Raw genomic sequence first — 17,799 nt, forward strand, 5'->3', positions numbered from 1 at the left:
GCGCCTATCAGAATGCGGATATGCTCATGATCACCGAAGCGCTTCTTTATGCCGCGACATGGCCGCTGACCGGCAAGGCGCATCGAAAGTTCATCCGCTATTCCGTCAATCTCTGGTCACGGGCCAGGCGCTGCGCCGGCGAATGGGCCGAACATGAGACGATGAGCCGGAACGCGATCCGCGCGGCGGCGGCTGGTCTCAGGCAGAAGCGGACCGCCGTCGTGCTCGGCTCCGGGCTGCTGCGCGACGTGCCGATCGAGGAACTGGCGCGCGCGTTCGACACTGTCGTTCTGGTCGACCTCGTCCATCTCGCCTCGGTGCGCCTATGGCTTGCGGCCAAGGGCTATCGCAATATCAGGCTGATCGAACGCGATCTCTCCGGCTATGACGATCTCGCCGCCGGCAAGGAGCCGGAGCCGCTCGGCTTCCTGCGCACCGTGCCCTATCTCGATTTCGTGGTTTCGGCAAATCTCCTGTCGCAGATCGGCCGCGGCGTAAAACGGCGCTGCGACGCCGAGGCGGCCGGAATGCCTGAAGATACGGTGGAACGGCTGATTGCGGCGCATCTCGTCGGGCTTTCGGGGCTCTCCTGCCGCCATTGCCTGGTGAGCGACATCGCCTATGCCGTCATCGACCGCAACGGCCGGACGCATGAGGAGGCCGACCTGCTGCACGGCATCCCGCCGCCGCCGGTCAAAGCCACCTGGACATGGCCGGTGGCGCCGCTTGGCGAGGAGAGCCGGGATTACCGGATCGAGCACAAGGTGATTGCCGCCTGGTGACCAGGATGTGACCGCCGATCGGCTTGGCTTGCATCCGGCATTCCCCTATATGAAGGACGATGCGCACGCTCGCTCTCATCACGATGGTTCTCGGCTGGCTGGTCTACAGCGCCATGTCTGCTTGGGCAGGCTGTCCGACCTGTGCGTCGATGAGTGCACCCGCCGCCGCCGAAGCCGGCATGCATCATGAGATGGCCGGCATGCAGATGCCTGACGCGGCGGGCAAGGCGGATCCCTTGAAAGACCCTTGCACCAGCGGCAATGCCGCGCATATGCCGCTGTGCGCCGCCTGTCTTCTGCTGCCGCCGACGGTGACGGTCATGGATGGCGGAAAGTCCGTTTTCTTCTATCCCGCCCCCGCGCTTGCGCGCGCTCTGGATGACAGAAGACCCGCACCGCAGGCACCCCCTCCCCGACTGTCCTGATATCACGCTGATGCATTGAGAAGCGAGCGGCCTCAGTCGCCCGCGAACCTATTGTCAGACAGAGGAAGGATCTTTCATGTCTCTGAAAATCATCACGTTTACCGCCATGCTCGCCATCATTGCCGCTCCCGTCCTTGCCGAAGACAAGGCCATGGATATGAGCAAGCCGATGGGCAGCCACGACGCGGCAAGCCATGCCTTCACCGAGGCGAACGACAAGATGCACAAGAATATGATGATCGAATATAGTGGCGATGCCGACGCGGATTTCGTCCGCGGCATGATCCCGCATCATCAAGGCGCGATCGACATGGCAAAGATCGAGCTTCAATACGGCAAGGATCCGGAAATCCGCAAACTCGCCGAAGGGGTGATCAAGGCGCAGGAAGCCGAGATCGCCGAGATGAACGCCTGGCTTAAGGCCCACGGCAAGTAAGTATCCCTAACCGGTGAAGGGGATTTCAGGCAAAAGGCCACGGTTCGTGCCGTGGCTGCCCTCACCCTAACCCTCTCCCCGTTCTGACGGGGAGAGGGGACGTGCCTTGCGAGAGCGAGGTGGGAACCGAAAGTTTGCGGCATAGTCCCTTCGCCCCGCAAGCGGGGAGAAGGTGCCGGTAGGCGGATGAGGGTCCCCTGTCGGCGATCTCAGCCTTTCGGCTCGAAATCGGCCGGGCGGCGGCCGGCGCCTTGTCGCTCCAGCATCCAGCCCGGATATTCGGGGGCAAGCGCGCTGACCTCGTCGAGCTTCGTCATATCGTCCCCGTCGAGCTTCAGCTTGACGGCGGCAAGATTCTGGTCGAGCTGGTCGACATGCTTGGCGCCGATGATGACGGTGGTGACGAAAGGCTTGGCGAGGATATAGGCGAGCGCCACGGTGGCGACGCTGACGCCGTGCTTTTCGGCGACCTCACGCATGACGGCGACGCAAGCCCAGGCCTTGTCCTTATCGACCGGCGGGAAGTCGAAACTGGCGCGGCGGCCCTCGCCATTGCCGGGCGCACCGGGACCGTACTTGCCCGACAGGAGACCGCCGGCGAGCGGCGACCAGACCATCAGGCCGAGCTTCTCCTCCTGCATCATCGGCACGATGTCGCGTTCGAGGTCGCGTCCGGCGATGGAATAATAGGCCTGCACCGTCTCGAAACGGGCAAGGCCGCGGCGTTCGGAGAGGCCGAGCGCCTTGGAAATGCGCCAGGCCTGCCAGTTGGAGACGCCGATATAGCGCACGAGGCCGCGGGACACGAGATCGTCGAAGGCGCGCAGCGTCTCCTCGATCGGCGTCACCGTGTCGGTCGCGTGGATCTGATAGAGGTCGATATGATCGGTCTGCAGACGCTTGAGGCTCGCCTCGACCGAATCCATGATGTGGCCGCGCGAGGCGCCGCGGTCGTTCGGCTTCTCGCCCATGACGCCATAGACCTTGGTAGCGATGACGACGTCCTTGCGGGGCACGTCGAGGTTCTTCAGCGCCTGGCCGAGCAGCCTTTCGGACTCGCCGGCGGAGTAGACATCGGCCGTGTCGATGAAATTGACGCCAGAGCCGAGCGAGCGCTCGACGATCCGGTCGGCGGCATTCTGGTCGACATCGGCGATGGCGCCCCACATGGTGCCCTGTTTGGCTTCGCCGAAGGTCATGGTGCCCAGGCAGATTTCCGAGACGAAAAGTCCCGTATTTCCGAGTTGATTGTAACGCATGGTCGAAAAAATCCTTTGTGTCTGCCGCAAGAGGGGCTTGCGAACCTAAGAACTTCATTTTTTGATTATTGGCCTGCGCACGCGACAGGCACAGCCGTGGCTGGCTGCAAGGTGAGGCGTTTTTCATGTAGTGCGGCGGCGAGGCTTTTCAACGCCGCGCCCTTGTCTCGACACAGCCCTTGTCTCGACACAGGCGAGCGATAGATTGCCGGCGATATTTCAAGAACAGGATGATTTTGGGCCGGGTCGGCCTCAGATCTGAATCCTGTTCTCAATTTTAGAGTTAGAGCATGATGTTGTCCGAAAACCGCTCGCACTTTTCGGCATCATGCTCGAAGGTACGCATATGACGACGCGACCACTGACCACGATCGGCTTCGATGCCGACGACACGCTCTGGCAGAACGAACAATATTACCGGCTTACGGAAGCGCATTTCACCGGGCTTCTTGCCGATTTCGCCGAAGGGCCGAAGATCTCCGAGCGGCTGCTGGAAGCCGAGAAGCGCAACCTTCGCCATTACGGCTTCGGCATCAAGGGTTTTACGCTCTCGATGATCGAGACGGCGATCGAGATCACCGAAGGCAAGGTTCCCGCCGGCGTGATCGCCAAGATCCTCGATACGGGCCGCGATCTTCTTTCCCATCCTGTCGAGACCATGCCGCATGTGCGCGACACGCTGGAAGCGCTTTCCGGCAAATATCTGCTTGTGATGATCACCAAGGGCGACCTGTTCGACCAGGAGCGCAAGCTCGCCCAGTCCGGGCTCGGCGACTTCTTCGATGCCGTCGAGATCGTCTCCGACAAGACGGCCGTCACCTATCGTCGCATCTTCGCCAAGGTCGGCGATGGACCGGAACGGGCGATGATGGTCGGCAATTCGCTGAAATCGGACATCGTGCCGGCGATCGCCGCCGGCAGCTACGGCGTCTTCGTGCCGCATGAACTCACCTGGGTGCTGGAACATGTGGACGAACCGACGGAGGCGCCGCGATTTCGCAAGATCGGTCATCTCGGCGAATTGCGTGACCTGATCGACCGGCTGGCATAGGCGGGCCGCTCGCCCGCCTTTATTGCTGTTTGGCGGGCGCCTTCGGGAACAGCGACGGGCGTTCCGGCTCGACCGGCGGCTGCGGCTGTTTCGGGGCAGCCGCCAAAGGCTCGATCAGGATGCTGAAGGGGGCGCCGAGGCCGCGGCGCGGCGACACCTTGGAATAATAGGGACGCATCAGCCAGGTGGTGTTTTCCTTGACCGTCGTCTCGAAGCTCATGCCGTCCTCGTCGGTGCCGAAGAAGGCCTCGTCATCCGGTTTCGACAGGTCGAAGATTGCCAGGAAGGCGAATTTGCTCTTGGTGGCAAAGTCGATCTTCATGTGCTGGCCGGCGCGCACCGGCAGCGTGTAGACATGGCCGTTGCCGAACTTCGTCCAGCCCTTCAACTGCATGGTGACGGCCGGGAATTGCAGCTTCTCCAGCTTTTCACCGGGATCCAGCTGCGGCGTCTGCGCCAGAGCGGGGACCGTCAGGAGAAGGAGGGCAGCGGCGGCGATCAATGTTCTCACGGATGCATCTTCTTTCATGGTCGGACCAAAACGGCGCGCATCGCCTCGACCTCGGGCCGGCAGAAACAGCCCTCCAGATGATCGTTGACGAGGCCCATCGCCTGCATGAAAGCATAAACTGTGGTCGGGCCGACAAAGGTCCAGCCGCGTTTCTTCAGATCCTTGGAAATGATCGTCGAGGTCGGCGTCGTCGGATTGGCGACGATATGCTCGCGGTCGACTACTCCGGGCCGTTCGTTATGACCCGGCTCATAGCGCCAGAAATAATGGGCGAGCGAACCGAATTCATCTCTCAGCGCAATAGCGCGCCTGGCATTGTTGATGGTCGAGACGATCTTGCCGCGATGGCGGATGATGCCAGCATCGGCAAGGCAGCGGGTGACGTCCTCGTCGCCGAAGAGGGCAACCTTTTCGAAATCGAAGCCGGAAAAAGCGGCACGGAAATTCTCGCGCTTGCGCAGGATGGTCAGCCAGGAAAGCCCGGACTGGAAACCTTCGAGGCAGATCTTCTCGAAGAGGCGGATATCATCGGTGACAGGGCGGCCCCATTCCTCGTCATGATAGCGGAGATAATCCGGCAGATTGGCGTGCCAGTGGCAGCGGCTCCTGCCGTCCTCGCCGATGATGATGCCTGTCTCGCTCATGTCCGCTTCATTTCCGGGTCCGTCCGTTCGCCGGTCCGCCTGGTTTTCCGGTCATGATTCCGGCTTTACCATTTGCAAACCGTCTTTCCAAACCGAACGGTAACCCTGACGAAAAGTTTATTCGGCCGGTCGGGTTTTCATGAATCGATCTTTACCATTCGCTGGCGGATTGGGTGGCAGCGTCTTTCCCGGGTGGAACATCTCCGCCCGGGCGGACGTCTCCGCCAGCGCATTTTCGGCCATTTGTAGAGAGTCCGCCCGATGATGAAACAGCTTGTTCTTGCCGCAGCCCTGTTCGGCATATGCTCCACGGCCGCCCTTGCAGACGACCGCTACGCCACCCGTCCGCCGGTCGTGCTCAGCCCCGATCTGACCGCACCCTGGATCAACCAGCTCGGGGGCGGCACGGTTCGCCCCGTCGTCTATCAGCGACCGGTCGTCCAGTTGCAGCAGCGCGGCCTTTTCCAGCGCCGCGTCATCCGCCAGGCGCCGCAGGTCGCACCGCAGACCGTTTCGGCGATCAACCCTGGCATACCGGCGATCCGCCATCCGATCGAGCCGCAATTCCTGCCGCAGATGGTCGATTACGACACTCAGGAAAAGCCCGGCACCATCGTCATCGATACCAATAACCGCTTCCTCTATCTGGTGATGGATGGCGGCAAGGCGCGGCGTTACGGCGTCGGCGTCGGCAAGCCCGGCTTCGAATGGGCCGGCGCCCACAAGATCACCCGCAAACAGGAATGGCCGGACTGGACGCCGCCTTCCGAAATGATCAGCCGTGAAGCAGCCAAGGGCCACTACCTGCCGGCGCGGATGGATGGCGGTGCGGAAAACCCGCTCGGTGCCCGCGCCATGTATCTCGGCTCGACGCTTTACCGTATCCACGGTACCAACGCGCCTTGGTCGATCGGTAGCGCCGTCTCCTCCGGTTGCATCCGCTTGCGCAACGAAGATGTCGTCGATCTCTATGACCGCGTCCGCGTCGGAACCCGCGTCGTCGTCATGTAACGGCACATACAATATCTTGGAAGCCGCAAGAACAGCCGGCTTCCTTCCCCGAAATTGCTTTATCCGGCCGGGCCGATCTTGAATCGGGCAGAAGTTCATGTAGCTTCAGGCAGATTTGCTTGAGGGGAATCGATCATGATCAAATTGATGCCAGGTCTGGCCGCGGCCGGACTTGTCCTGTCCTTGATGTCTACATCCGCCTTTGCCGCGCCTGCCGGCTCCGACAACACCCAGCGCCCGGCGCACGTCTTGCGTGTGGCGCAGATGCCGAAATATGTGAAGCCGCAGTTCAAGCGCAAGAAAGTGCGGCTGGTGACGACGGAAGCCGCCGGCACCGTGATCATCGATACCAACAACAAATATCTCTATCTCGTCGAAGGCAACAACCGGGCCACCCGCTACGGCATCGGCGTCGGCCGCGACGGCTTCGGCTGGTCGGGCGTCGTCAAGATCGGCCGCAAGGCCGAATGGCCGGGCTGGACACCGCCGGCCGAGATGCGCCGCCGCGAAGCCGCCAAGGGTCACATCATTCCCGCTTTCCAGGAAGGCGGCGAGGATAATCCGCTCGGTGCGCGGGCCATGTATCTCTACCAGGGCGGCCGCGACACGATCTTCCGCATCCACGGCACCAACCAGCCCTGGACGATTGGCCTCAACATGTCTTCCGGCTGCATCCGGATGATGAACGAAGATGTGACGCATCTCTATGATCGCGCCCCTGTCGGCACCAAGGTGATCGTCATCGGCCCCGGCAACAGGCAAGGCAAGGTCGCGTTCGAGGACAGAGGCATCGACGTGCTCCGCACAATGTTCGGCGGCTGAGCAACACTCACGAAAAAAACGAAAGGCGCTTTCGGATGCGCCTTTCGTTTTGCTTAGACATTGCGGCACAAAGCTGGCACATCTGCCGCAAGGTCGACTTATTTTACAATATCGGGGCTATTCAATGACATATGCGCTGCGTTCCTCAGCATCCCTGCTTGCGGGCATTGCGTTTTTCACGATCTGTTCGGCAGCCTCCGCTTCGGCGGAAGATCTGCAATTTTCTGTCTATGGCGGCTACCAGACGGCACCGCACAGCGGCGTCGATCTCTCCGACGGCACGCATTTCACCGCCGGCTGGGAAGGCAAATCCTTCGGCGCCCCGCCTTATTACGGCGGCCGCGTCACCTGGTGGCTCGAGAACTTCAACAAGCCGAACTGGGGTATCTCGCTCGATTATACCCATGACAAGGTCTATGCCGACGACGATACACTGGCCAAGACCGGCTGGTCGCATTTCGAATTCACCGACGGCCTGAACCTCCTGACGGTGAACGGGCTCTATCGCTTTCAGGATCCGAGCCGCCGCTGGACCCCCTATCTCGGCGCCGGTGTGGGCGTGAACATTCCGCATGTCGAAGTGATTCGCCCCGAAGGCAAGACCTGGGCTTATGAATTCGGCGGCGTGACGCTGCAGGCCCAGGCCGGCGTCGACTTCAAGGTGACCGACCGCTGGTCGGCCTTCGTCGAATACAAGGGCACCTATTCGCGCATCGACGTTCCGATCGACAGCGGCGTGGACCTGAAGACCAACATCTTCACCAACGCCGTCAATGTCGGCGTCTCGTTCCACTGGTAATTAACTCATTAGAGCGGTCCAGCTTTTGGGGCCGCTCTATTTTTTTGCTAAGGCGCAATTCCAGACGGAAACGCGCTTCGTGGTTTTTCTGGCATTGCTCTATTTCTTGCCGCAGCTGACCTTGCCTTCGACGGCATAGGGTTTTTCACCGCCTTCGATCGTCAGGGAATAGGTGCCGCTGAAATTTGCCGCCGGCTTGCCGCGTTCGCCGGCAACCACGACCAGATCCAGCGTTGCCCCGCCGGTGTCATCTTCGCCGCCATCGAAGACCTCCAGAAGCAGATCGCCGTCGCGCGACCAATGGTTGGTCAGATGCTGCGATTCGAAAACACGCTTGCCGAACACGGTCGCTTGGGCCGGATCCTTGACAACAAGCGCGCCGCGGAAATGGTTGAGCTTGTGGCCGGCTTCGCTTTCGAAACCGCTTTCGAGCGTGAAGCGCGCTTCCTTGTCATCGGCGGAACAGAAAAAACGGCTGTCGGCATGGGCGGCGCCCGCCGCACCGAGCAGTCCCGCAAACACGATCATTCCCCGCCACATCGTCTAAACTCCCGAGACAGGCCCGACAGGCCTTTCACGTCAGCCTAACGGCAAACCTGTTAATTTTTCCGGCACAGCGCCGCCATAGGCCCAATCGAGCAGCTCGACCGTATGCAGGATCGGCATGCCGGTGCCGGTGGCGATCTGGGTGATGCAGCCGATATTGCCGGTGGCGATGATGTCGGCCTTGGTGGCTTCGATGTTTTTGACCTTGCGTGCCTTCAGCGCAGCCGAGATCTCCGGCTGCATGATGTTGTAGGTGCCAGCCGAACCGCAGCAGAGATGGCCTTCGGCGGGATCGCGCACCGTAAAACCCGCCGCCTTCAACAATTGCTTCGGCGTCAGCGTGATGCGCTGGCCGTGCTGCATGGAACAGGCGGAGTGATAGGCGATCGTGATGCCCTTCGGCGTGTGCACCGGCAGCTCGAGGGTTGCCAGATATTCGGTGATGTCTTTGGCGAGGCCCGAGACCCTCGCCGCCTTTGCGGCATAGGCGGGATCGAGGCGCAGCATATGGCCGTAATCCTTGATCGTCGTGCCGCAGCCCGAGGCGGTGATGATGATCGCGTCGAGCCCTTGCCCTTCGATCTCGCGCGTCCAGAGATCGACATTGGTGCGCGCACTGGCGAGCGCCTGGTCGGCGCGGCCCATGTGATGAACCAGCGAACCGCAGCAGACCTCGCCTTCTGGCAGCACCACCTCGACGCCGAGCCGGGTCAGCAGCCGGATCGCCGCCGCGTTGATACCGGGATCGAGCACCGGCTGGGCGCAGCCGGAGAGCATCGCCACCCGGCCGCGCCGTTCCGTTTCGGGCAGGTAGCTGCCGGGTTTTGCCATGGCTGAAGCGGCGGGGATGCGGCGCGGCGCAAGCGCCAGCATGGCGGCGAAGGGCTTGAGAGTGGCCCCCAGCATCAGCCCGGCGAAGGGCCGGCCGAGGCGGGCGAGATTGAGCGCCAGGCGAAATCGGCTGGGATAGGGCAGCACGGCGGCAAGGATCGCCCGTGTCAGCCTGTTCATCAATGGGCGCCGGTAGGTCTTTTCGATATGGGCGCGGGCGTGATCGACAAGATGCATATAGTCGACGCCAGAGGGACAGGTGGTGACGCAGGCAAGGCAGGAGAGACAGCGGTCGATATGGGTGACGACCTCGGCATCGGCCGGCCGGCCGTTTTCCAGCATGTCCTTGATCAGATAGATGCGACCGCGCGGGCTGTCGAGCTCATTGCCGAGCGTCACATAGGTGGGACAGGTGGCGGTGCAGAAACCGCAATGGACACATTTGCGCAGGATCTTCTCGGATTCGGCGACATCGGGATCGGCGAGCTGGGTGGGGGTGAAGTTGGTTTGCATTAGCGGGGCCTCCGCCTTGGGCGCGCTGTACCCGGGGCGCCCCCCTCTGTCCTGCCGGACATCTCCCCCACAAGGGGGGAGATCGGATGGGATTGACGGCCTCCCCAAACAACGAAATTGCTGCGACTGCGATACGCCAGATAGGAAGCGATCGTCCCACCTCTTGCCGATCTCCCCCCTTGTGGGGGAGATGTCCGGCAGGACAGAGGGGGGTACTCCGCGCACAGGCTCATCTTCTCACCCCATCTTCCCCGGATTGAAGATCCCCGCCGGATCGAACTTCTCTTTCACCCGCCGCGACAGCATCGCCACCGCCTCGGCCTCCGGATGAAACGCCGCGGTTGCCGCCCGCACCTGCTCCGATGCACGGATCAGCGTCGCATGGCCACCGCCGAGCGCCTTGATGTAGCGGCGGACCAGCTCGCCTTCGGGGCCGGCTTCCATGCGCAGCCAGACGAGACCGCCCTGCCAATCATAAAAGGCATCGACGCCGGCTTCGAGGCGAAGGGCTGCAACCAGCAGATGGCCGGTGCCGGGGGCGACCGAGACGCGCCAGACCGGCCGCGCCGTGCCGTCGGCATAGGGCAGCACATCGCGGATTTCTTGCCAGAGCCGGCGGCTTTCCGGCGCATCCAGCCGCGTGACCGCTGCGAAGGCCGACATTGCTGCCGCAAGTTTTTCCAAGCGCGCGTCAACCGAACCGGCGAGACCTTCGATGCGCAGCACCGTCGCCTCGCCCTCGGGCAGGTTTCCGGCGAGGAATTTCCAGGTCACCGTCAGCGGCAGATGGGCGGCGCCGGAGACTTCGACCGGCAGCGCCATTGCCGCCGCCATGGCGTTGGCCGCCTCGGCGTCGTTGAGGCCCGACAGTACCACCGTGCGCTCGGTCTTCGGACGCGGCGGCACCCGGAAGGTGACTTCGGTGAGGAAGCCCAGCGTGCCGTGCGAGCCGGCGATCAGCTTCACGAGGTCGAGGCCGGTGACATTCTTCATCACCCGGCCGCCGGCCTTGATGATCTCGCCCTTGCCGTTGACGAAGCGTACACCGAGCAGGCTGTCGCGAGCAGCCCCCGCAACGAGCCGTCGCGGGCCGGAGACATTGGCGGCAAAGACGCCGCCGATGGTCGGCTCGCCCGATGTGCCCATGACAGGGCGATGATCCATCGGCTCGAAGACGAGCATCTGGCCGCTCTCCTCAAACGCCGCCTCGACCTCGGCGAGCGGCGTTCCCGATCGCACCGTCATGACCATTTCGCCGGGATTATAGGCGACGATGCCGGCAAGCCCGGTCGAGCGCAGCCGGTCCTCGGCGGCAACGGCATTGCCGAAGCCTGCGCGGCTATCGCCGCCGCAGATAGCCAGCGGTCGGCCGCTCCCGGCATGGGTGCGGACGATCGCTGCCGCCTCTTCCTCGCTCGTCGGCATCAGATCGATCATGCGGCGGGGCGCCCTTCGAGCGGAAAGACCTTCGACGGATTGAGAAGCCAGCCGGGATCGAAGGCGGCGCGCGCCGCCATCTGCTGGGCGAGATCGACTTCCGAATATTGGTGCCGCATCAGGTCGCGCTTCTCGATGCCGACGCCATGTTCGCCGGTGAGGCAGCCGCCGGCATCGACGCAGAGTTTGAGAATATCGTTGCCGGCGGCCTCGGCGCGGGCGGCATCCTCGGGATCGTTGGCGTTGAAGAGGATCAGCGGATGCATGTTGCCGTCGCCGGCATGGAAGACATTGGCGACCCGCAGGCCGTAATGATCGATGATCTCGGCCGTCTTTTTCAGCACATGGGAAAGCTGGCTGAGCGGCACGGTGCCGTCCATGCAGATATAGTCGGCGATGCGTCCGGTGGCGCCGAAGGCGGATTTGCGGCCCTTCCAGATCAGCGCCGCTTCGGTCGCCGACTGACATTCCCGCACCGTCTTGACGCCATGCTGGCGGGCGATCTCGACAATGTCCTTCAGCGTGGCGTCCATTTCTGCTTCCGAGCCTTCGACCTCGACGATCAGAAGAGCGCCTACGTCGAGGGGATAACCGGCATGGGCAAAGGCCTCGCAGATCTCGATCGCCGGCTTGTCCATGAATTCTATCGCAACCGGGATGATGCCGGCGGCGATGACATCGGCGACACAGGCGCCGGCCTCTTCCGAAGCTTCGAAGCCGAAGAGCACCGGGCGCGCGCCCTCCGGCTTGGCGATCAGCCGCACTGTCGCCTCGGTGACGATGCCGAGCTGGCCTTCGTGACCGCAGACGAGGCCGAGCAAATCGTAACCGGCGGCATCCAGCGCCTTGCCGCCGAGTTCGATCACCGTGCCGTCGACCAGCACCATCCGGACGCCGAGCAGATTGTTGGTCGTGACGCCGTATTTCAGGCAATGGGCGCCGCCGGAATTCATACCGATATTGCCGCCGATGGTGCAGGCGAGCTGCGAACTCGGATCGGGTGCGTAGAAAAAGCCGTCCGCCGAGACGGATTCCGAAATATTGAGATTGGTGACACCGGCTTGAACCACCGCGACCCGGTTCGGCAGATCGATCTCGAGGATGCGGTTCATCTTCGACAGGCCGAGTACGACGGCATCCTCCTGCGGAATGGCGCCGCCCGAAAGCGAGGTGCCGGCACCGCGCGGCACGACGGGAATGCCGTAGCGGTGGCAATAGCGCATGACCGCCGAAACCTCAGCCGTGCTGCGCGGCAGGGCGACGGCGAGCGGCAGGCGGCGATAGGACACGAAAGCGTCGGTCTCGAAGGGAACCAGTTCGCGCGCCTCATGCACCAGGCATTCCGGCGGTAGAAGATCGGTGAGATCGGCGACGATCTGGGCTCGGCGCGCCAGGACATCGGCTCGGGGTTTGAGAAACGGGATGGCGTCGGACATGGCGTTCTCCCTAGCCCCTTTCATCGGGAAAATGACGACAGGAACCGGCCGCGAACCTTCTGCCGCCGATAAATCGGCTTAGCACTTTCCCGAAAGCGGCGCAAATGCTAAGCACTTATGCCAAAAGGGGAAAAAATCGAAAACCGTATGACCAATCTGGGCGATCTCGAAATCTTTGCCAAGGTCGTTTCGACGGGCAGCATGTCGCTTGCCGGGCGGGCGCTCGGCTTTTCCCCGGCCGTCGTCTCCAAGCGGATCAAGCGGCTGGAGGACCGGCTCGGCACCCGGCTGTTGCAGCGCACGACGCGACAGATCTCGCTGACGGAAGCCGGCCAGGGTTTCTACGACCGCGTCCTCGGTATCCTCGCCGGGCTGGAAGAGGCGGAATTCTACATTTCCGGCCGCTCGGCGCAGATGCACGGGACGCTGAAAATCTCGGCGCCGACCTCCTTCGGGCGCATGCACATCGCGCCGCATCTGAAGGCGTTCATGGAGACGCATCCGGAGCTGGCGATCAACCTGGTGCTGACCGATGAATTCAGCGACATCGTCGGCGGCGGCTTCGATCTGGCGATCCGCATTGCCGAACTCACCGATTCGAGCCTCGTCGCCCGGCGGCTGGCGCCGGTGCGCCGGCTGCTCTGCGCCTCGCCGGATTATCTCGCGGCACACGGCAAGCCTAGAGATATCGACGATTTGAAACATCATCGCTGCCTGCCGGCGCACAATGGCGACACTTGGCGGCTGAACGGGCCGGACGGAATGCTCAGCCTGCGGCCGGAGGGAATGCTGGTCACCAATTCCAGCGAGGTGATCCGCGAGGCAGTCATCTCAGGCCTCGGGATCGCGCTGCGCTCCACCTGGGATATCGGCGAAGAGCTGAAAGCCGGGAAGCTGGTGCAAGTGCTGCCCGCCTATGAGGGCTCGCACAATGTGGCGCTGTCGGCCGTCTATCCCAGCCGGCAATTCCTGCCGGCCAAGGTGCGGCTGTTCATCGACTATCTCGCCGAGCTTTACGGACCTGTCCCCTATTGGGAACGCTGACGGCGGTGCTCGCTCAGCGCGCCAGCCTCTCGATGACGAGATCCAGCAGGGCGCGCAGTCGCGCCAGGCGCTTCATGTCGCGGTGATAGCCGATCCAGGTGTCGCGGCCGGGCGGCGCCTCACCGAGATCGACCAGTTCGATGGCAGCAAGCGAATCGCCGAGAGGCCGCGGCAGGACGGCGAGCCCCGCTCCATTGGCACAGAGCGCCGCCTGAACATCGCGGCTGTTGCTGCGCATGACAATTTCGGCCCGCGGCAAGAGCCGTTGCAGCCAGCCGGCATCCGGCATGTCGCCGAAAGCTTGGTCCATGGTGACGAGGCGGGCGCCCACCCCGTCAAATGCCCTCGGGTGCGGCGCGCCGCGACGGATGTAAAGGCCGTATTTAATATGGATAAGCTTGCGGGATATGATCTCCGCTTCCGTAAAGGGCTGAATACGAAAAACGAGGTCGGCTTCGCGTCGTGGCAGGCTAAGCAGCCGGCTGTCGGTCAATAGTTCGACCACCACCTTGGGATGGAGTTGCGAGAATTCCGCCAGCACCGGCGAAAGCACATGCGCACCGAACCAGTCGGACGAAGACAGCCTGAGAAAACCACCGAGCTGGCGGCTGCCACCGGCAAGGATGCGCTCCATAGCAAGCGTCTCCTCCTCGATGCGTTCGGCACCGGCGAGCACGGCCGCGCCTTCCTCGGTCAGCACGAAGCCCTCAGTAGTGCGCTGAAATAACGTCTGCCCAACGGACGCTTCCAGGGCACGCAACCGCCGGCCCATCGTCGGCTGCGTCAGACCGAGGCTGCGGGCTGCGGCTCCGAGCGTTCCGAACCGCGCGATCGCCAGAAAAATCTTCAGGTCGCTCCATTCCATCGCGCGTATCCATCAAACAAAAATGCATGGGCTACAGTCTTTTTCTTTTATTTTCATTCGCGTTTCAATGAGCGATCTTTCTTCCAGGAAAGCCCGTTGCGACCGTAGAGGCCGCGCGAACGAAGGAGAATTGCATGTCGAGACAATCAACGATGAAAGTGATGCTGGCGGAATCGCCGAATTCGCCATTACGGATCGCCGATGTTCCGAAGCCTGTGCCTGGTGAAGGCCAAGTCCTGGTGCGTATCTTGGCGAGCGGGGTCAATCCGCTCGATCTCAAGATCAGAGCCGGCAATGCGGCCCATGCGCGCCACCCGCTTCCGGCCGTGCTTGGCATCGATATGGCCGGCATCGTCGAAGAGATCGGACCTGGCGTCGGCGGTTTCCGTCGCGGCGACGCCGTTTATGGCATGACCGGCGGGGTCGGCGGCGTTCAGGGATCGCTTGCCGAATTCGCAGCGGTCGACGCCGCGCTGTTGGCGCCAAAGCCGCAGAACCTTTCGATGCGCGAGGCAGCCGCCCTGCCGCTGATCTCCATTACCGCCTGGGAAGGGCTGGTCGACCGCGCCGGGGTCAGCGCCGACCGCAAGGTCCTCGTGCTTGGCGGCGGCGGTGTCGGCCATATCGTCGCCCAGATCGCCAAGGCTGCTGGAGCCGAGGTCTATGTCGTCGACGGCGCTTCGAAAGCGGACTATCTCGCCGGCCTAGGTGCAACGCCGATCGATCGTGCCGCGGAAACAGTAGAAAGCTATGTCGCAAGACTTACCGGTGGCAAAGGTTTCGATCTGGTCTACGACACGGTCGGCGGCCAGGGGCTCGATACGGCGTTCCAGGCCGTCAGCCGGTTCGGCCATGTGGTGAGCTGCCTTGGCTGGGGAAATCACGCGCTGGCGCCGCTCTCCTTTAAGGCGGCGACCTATTCCGGGGTTTTCACGCTGCTCCCGCTTCTAACCAGCGAAGGACGCCCACATCACGGCGAGATTATGCGGGAAATGACGAGACTGGTCGAAGCCGGCAAGGTGATGCCGAGGCTCGACCCGCACCGCTTCACACTTGACGATACCGACGAGGCACATCGGCTGATCGAAAACCGGCAGGCGGACGGGAAGGTCGTCGTCGAGATCGACGGATCTCACGGTGCCGAACGACTGGAACAGGATGATTTGAGGCTCCGGTCGGCCTTAGATCTATTCCTTCGCTAAATGAGAGAGTTGCGCCTGGTGTCGTCCGAAAACACTCACATTTTTAGGCATCTTCCTCAGCACGCGAGATCAAGATAAGCATTCGCCACCATCGCGTCGATATCCCTGGGCACCGGCACCACGCAGGCTTCGGGACCGGCCTCGCCCCTGGCGATGCGTTCCAGGCAGCGGGCCTGCAGGGTGAAGCCGAGATCCATCGATTCGACCGTGTTGCCGAGCGGCCGCGGGCCGGCGAGATTGGCCATGTGGCCCCCGCCCAGCACGTGAAAGGAGCGGCCGTCCCGCAGATGGAAGGTCTCGATATGATCGGCCTCGTAGCGATCGATGCCGATGACATCGGGATGGTGGCGGAAGGCCTCGACATCGATCTCATGCGGGAAATGGCCGCCATTCATCAGGATCGCGCCATCCTTGACGAGCGGCAGGTCGGCTGCCGTGACGATGCCGGCAAACCCGGTGACGGTGACGATTATATCGGCCGAGCGGATTGCCGCCTCGCGCAGCGGCGTGGCGAAACCATCGAGATGGGCCTCGAGTGTCGTCACGGCGTCGATATCGACGACGCTGACGGTGGAAAAAGCGTTGCGGAAACAGGCGGCCGTGCCCTTGCCGCAACCGCCGTAGCCGAACACCGTCACGCGTTTGCCGTTGGTCGAGCGGTTGGTGAAGCGCAAATAGCTTTCGAACAGGCTTTGTCCGACGGCATGCCTGTTTTCGGCGAACTGCTTGATCGGGCTGTCGTTGATGACGAGGATCGGCATATTGAGGCGTTCGCGCAGCGGCAGCAAGCGGGTGCGGCCCGAGGTAGTTTCCTCGGTGCCGCCACGGAGATTGGCATGGGGTTTTTCCGCCGCGATGGCGAAGAGATCGCCGCCATTGTCGAGCAGCAGATCCGGCCTTTCGGCTATCACCGCTTCGAGGCTGGCATGATGGGCGGCCGGATCGATCGTCTGCGTGGCGAAGACCGTAAAATCCTGCGAACGCAGAAACTCGACCGTCGAAGGCTGGGTGCTGTTGAGATTGCCGGTGCAGACGAGGCGCGCCCCGCCGGCGCGAAGCGTCATCAGCAGCGCAACCGTCTTCGGCTCCAGATGAATGCCCGTGCCGATCGACAGTCCCTCGAAGGGCCGCGTCCGCTCGAATTCGGCTGCCGTCGCCTTCAGCAGCCGGCAGCTGCCGCCGATCCAGTCGATGCGCGTCGCGGTCTTTTCCATCATCTCATCCCTGTTGCCGATATCCCGCTATTTCTAGCGATGCCACAGGGCGGCGAATATGGAGTTTATTCTGATGTTGGAGCAGAAAAACTGCCCTTTCCGCGCCCGGATTGGCGCAGCCAGCCGGACAAAGCGGCGAAAGCCGGACGTTTTGCATCCGGCGTGCGGCAGCAGAGGCTGTAGCCGGACGGCCGGGCGATGAAACCATAGGGCGCGACCAGCTGCCCGCGCTGAAGATCGTCCTCGATCGAGGCGCGCGGCGCAAGGGCGATGCCGAGCCCGGAGCGGGCGGCACCGAGCGCCAGCAGCAAATCCTCGAATTCTTGGGCGCGGGAAAAGACGACCGGCGGCGTGCCGCTTTCGGCAAACCATTCGTCCCAGAGTTTTGGAACGCTGCGGCTCGCAAGCATCGTCAGCCGGCCCATCGCTGCCGGGCTCTCCGAGAGCGTCGCTGCAAGCGCCGGCGTTGCGACCGGACCGAACTCGTCTTCCATGAAGCGCACCGCGGTCACGCCGGCAGCCGGCCGGTATTCGCCGCCCATGATCACCGCGTCCAGTTCCGGGTGCATCTGCAATGGTTCGACGACGGTCATCGGCACGATATCGACCGCCGTATCACCGAGGTTCGCCTGCATGTCGGCAACACGCGGCATCAGCCACCAGACGGCGAAGGCGGAGGGCACGCCGAGCCGGATGCGGCCCGGCACGATGCCCGAGAGCTCGTAAGCGGCGCGTTGCAGAATGTCGAAAGCCGCGCTCGATGCTGCGGCGAAAGCGCTCGCCTCTCCGGTCGGGACCAGCCTGCGGCCGTCACGAACAAAGAGCTTGCGGCCGAAGTGACCCTCCAGCGTGGCAATCTGCTGGCGCACCGCGCCGCGCACCACCTTCAGCTCTTCGGCGGCCTTCAGAATGCTGCCGTGGCGGCAGACGGCCTCGAAGGCGCGGACGGCATTGAGCGGTGGAAGACGCAT

At 62.9% G+C, this 17,799-nt stretch carries 19 protein-coding genes; 9 read left to right on the plus strand and 10 right to left on the minus strand.

What is annotated here, in order from left to right:
• The first annotated feature begins 26 nt into the window (after positions 1 to 26).
• The 3 genes from OS035_RS02505 to copM all read left to right on the plus strand — a co-directional run bounded on the left by OS035_RS02505 (position 27) and on the right by copM (position 1,643).
• Positions 27 to 782 (plus strand): hypothetical protein, encoded by a 756-nt coding sequence (locus OS035_RS02505; RefSeq protein WP_331813334.1) that lies wholly within the window; start codon positions 27 to 29, stop codon positions 780 to 782.
• Between the two features lie 59 nt (positions 783 to 841).
• Positions 842 to 1,207: a hypothetical protein gene (locus tag OS035_RS02510; RefSeq protein WP_183777241.1), complete on the plus strand. Its 366-nt coding sequence runs from the start codon at positions 842 to 844 to the stop codon at positions 1,205 to 1,207.
• Between the two features lie 76 nt (positions 1,208 to 1,283).
• Positions 1,284 to 1,643, plus strand: a complete 360-nt coding sequence (copM, locus tag OS035_RS02515) for a CopM family metallochaperone (protein ID WP_097623985.1) — start codon at positions 1,284 to 1,286, stop codon at positions 1,641 to 1,643.
• A 209-nt stretch (positions 1,644 to 1,852) separates the two neighbouring features.
• Here the strand turns inward: copM and OS035_RS02520 are convergent, their stop codons facing one another.
• Positions 1,853 to 2,902, minus strand: a complete 1,050-nt coding sequence (locus OS035_RS02520; RefSeq protein WP_310804003.1) for an aldo/keto reductase — start codon at positions 2,900 to 2,902, stop codon at positions 1,853 to 1,855.
• 346 nt (positions 2,903 to 3,248) lie between these two features.
• Here OS035_RS02520 and OS035_RS02525 point away from each other — a divergent pair, with 346 nt between their 5' ends.
• A complete protein-coding gene (locus tag OS035_RS02525; protein ID WP_003588314.1) occupies positions 3,249 to 3,953 on the plus strand; it encodes an HAD family hydrolase in 705 nt (234 codons plus the stop codon).
• Positions 3,954 to 3,972: 19 nt separating this feature from the next.
• Here OS035_RS02525 and OS035_RS02530 read toward each other — a convergent pair whose 3' ends face one another.
• Both OS035_RS02530 and OS035_RS02535 read right to left on the minus strand, forming a co-directional pair.
• On the minus strand, positions 3,973 to 4,482 hold the full coding sequence (locus OS035_RS02530; RefSeq protein ID WP_310804004.1) for a hypothetical protein: 510 nt from the start codon (positions 4,480 to 4,482) through the stop codon (positions 3,973 to 3,975).
• Positions 4,479 to 5,108 (minus strand): DNA-3-methyladenine glycosylase I, encoded by a 630-nt coding sequence (locus OS035_RS02535; RefSeq protein WP_097623982.1) that lies wholly within the window; start codon positions 5,106 to 5,108, stop codon positions 4,479 to 4,481. The genes OS035_RS02530 and OS035_RS02535 overlap by 4 nt, the downstream gene beginning before the upstream one ends.
• A 261-nt stretch (positions 5,109 to 5,369) precedes the next feature.
• On the opposite strand from OS035_RS02535, the gene OS035_RS02540 reads away from it, so the two are divergent.
• The 3 genes from OS035_RS02540 to OS035_RS02550 all read left to right on the plus strand — a co-directional run bounded on the left by OS035_RS02540 (position 5,370) and on the right by OS035_RS02550 (position 7,740).
• On the plus strand, positions 5,370 to 6,119 hold the full coding sequence (locus tag OS035_RS02540; RefSeq protein WP_183777237.1) for a L,D-transpeptidase: 750 nt from the start codon (positions 5,370 to 5,372) through the stop codon (positions 6,117 to 6,119).
• Between the two features lie 135 nt (positions 6,120 to 6,254).
• Positions 6,255 to 6,941: a L,D-transpeptidase gene (locus tag OS035_RS02545; RefSeq protein ID WP_331813335.1), complete on the plus strand. Its 687-nt coding sequence runs from the start codon at positions 6,255 to 6,257 to the stop codon at positions 6,939 to 6,941.
• Between the two features lie 124 nt (positions 6,942 to 7,065).
• Complete coding sequence (locus tag OS035_RS02550) at positions 7,066 to 7,740, plus strand: outer membrane protein (RefSeq protein WP_331813336.1); 675 nt, start codon at positions 7,066 to 7,068, stop codon at positions 7,738 to 7,740.
• 99 nt (positions 7,741 to 7,839) lie between these two features.
• Here OS035_RS02550 and OS035_RS02555 read toward each other — a convergent pair whose 3' ends face one another.
• The 4 genes from OS035_RS02555 to OS035_RS02570 form a co-directional block, all read right to left on the minus strand.
• On the minus strand, positions 7,840 to 8,280 hold the full coding sequence (locus OS035_RS02555; protein ID WP_097623978.1) for a hypothetical protein: 441 nt from the start codon (positions 8,278 to 8,280) through the stop codon (positions 7,840 to 7,842).
• A 39-nt stretch (positions 8,281 to 8,319) separates the two neighbouring features.
• The gene (glcF, locus tag OS035_RS02560; protein ID WP_097623977.1) at positions 8,320 to 9,630 is read right to left on the minus strand and encodes a glycolate oxidase subunit GlcF; all 1,311 of its coding nucleotides are present in this window, start codon (positions 9,628 to 9,630) and stop codon (positions 8,320 to 8,322) included.
• A gap of 237 nt (positions 9,631 to 9,867) precedes the next feature.
• The gene (locus tag OS035_RS02565) at positions 9,868 to 11,067 is read right to left on the minus strand and encodes an FAD-binding protein (RefSeq protein WP_183852581.1); all 1,200 of its coding nucleotides are present in this window, start codon (positions 11,065 to 11,067) and stop codon (positions 9,868 to 9,870) included.
• Complete coding sequence (locus tag OS035_RS02570; protein ID WP_183852583.1) at positions 11,064 to 12,503, minus strand: FAD-linked oxidase C-terminal domain-containing protein; 1,440 nt, start codon at positions 12,501 to 12,503, stop codon at positions 11,064 to 11,066. Before OS035_RS02570 ends, OS035_RS02565 begins: the two co-directional genes overlap by 4 nt.
• 147 nt (positions 12,504 to 12,650) lie before the next feature.
• Between OS035_RS02570 and OS035_RS02575 the strand changes: the two genes are divergently transcribed.
• On the plus strand, positions 12,651 to 13,547 hold the full coding sequence (locus OS035_RS02575; protein WP_097623974.1) for a LysR family transcriptional regulator: 897 nt from the start codon (positions 12,651 to 12,653) through the stop codon (positions 13,545 to 13,547).
• Between the two features lie 13 nt (positions 13,548 to 13,560).
• Here OS035_RS02575 and OS035_RS02580 read toward each other — a convergent pair whose 3' ends face one another.
• Positions 13,561 to 14,412 (minus strand): LysR family transcriptional regulator, encoded by an 852-nt coding sequence (locus OS035_RS02580; RefSeq protein ID WP_183852585.1) that lies wholly within the window; start codon positions 14,410 to 14,412, stop codon positions 13,561 to 13,563.
• Between the two features lie 134 nt (positions 14,413 to 14,546).
• Here OS035_RS02580 and OS035_RS02585 point away from each other — a divergent pair, with 134 nt between their 5' ends.
• Positions 14,547 to 15,614 (plus strand): zinc-dependent alcohol dehydrogenase family protein, encoded by a 1,068-nt coding sequence (locus OS035_RS02585; protein ID WP_331813337.1) that lies wholly within the window; start codon positions 14,547 to 14,549, stop codon positions 15,612 to 15,614.
• Between the two features lie 56 nt (positions 15,615 to 15,670).
• On the opposite strand, the gene OS035_RS02590 is transcribed toward OS035_RS02585, so the two are convergent.
• Together OS035_RS02590 and OS035_RS02595 are read right to left on the minus strand one after the other, a co-directional pair.
• On the minus strand, positions 15,671 to 16,828 hold the full coding sequence (locus tag OS035_RS02590; RefSeq protein ID WP_331813338.1) for an adenosylhomocysteinase: 1,158 nt from the start codon (positions 16,826 to 16,828) through the stop codon (positions 15,671 to 15,673).
• Positions 16,829 to 16,893: 65 nt separating this feature from the next.
• The gene (locus OS035_RS02595) at positions 16,894 to 17,799 is read right to left on the minus strand and encodes a LysR substrate-binding domain-containing protein (RefSeq protein ID WP_097623970.1); all 906 of its coding nucleotides are present in this window, start codon (positions 17,797 to 17,799) and stop codon (positions 16,894 to 16,896) included.

It is taken from the genome of Rhizobium sp. 268, assembly GCF_036571585.1.
GTDB classification, from domain to species: Bacteria; Pseudomonadota; Alphaproteobacteria; order Rhizobiales; family Rhizobiaceae; genus Rhizobium; species Rhizobium redzepovicii.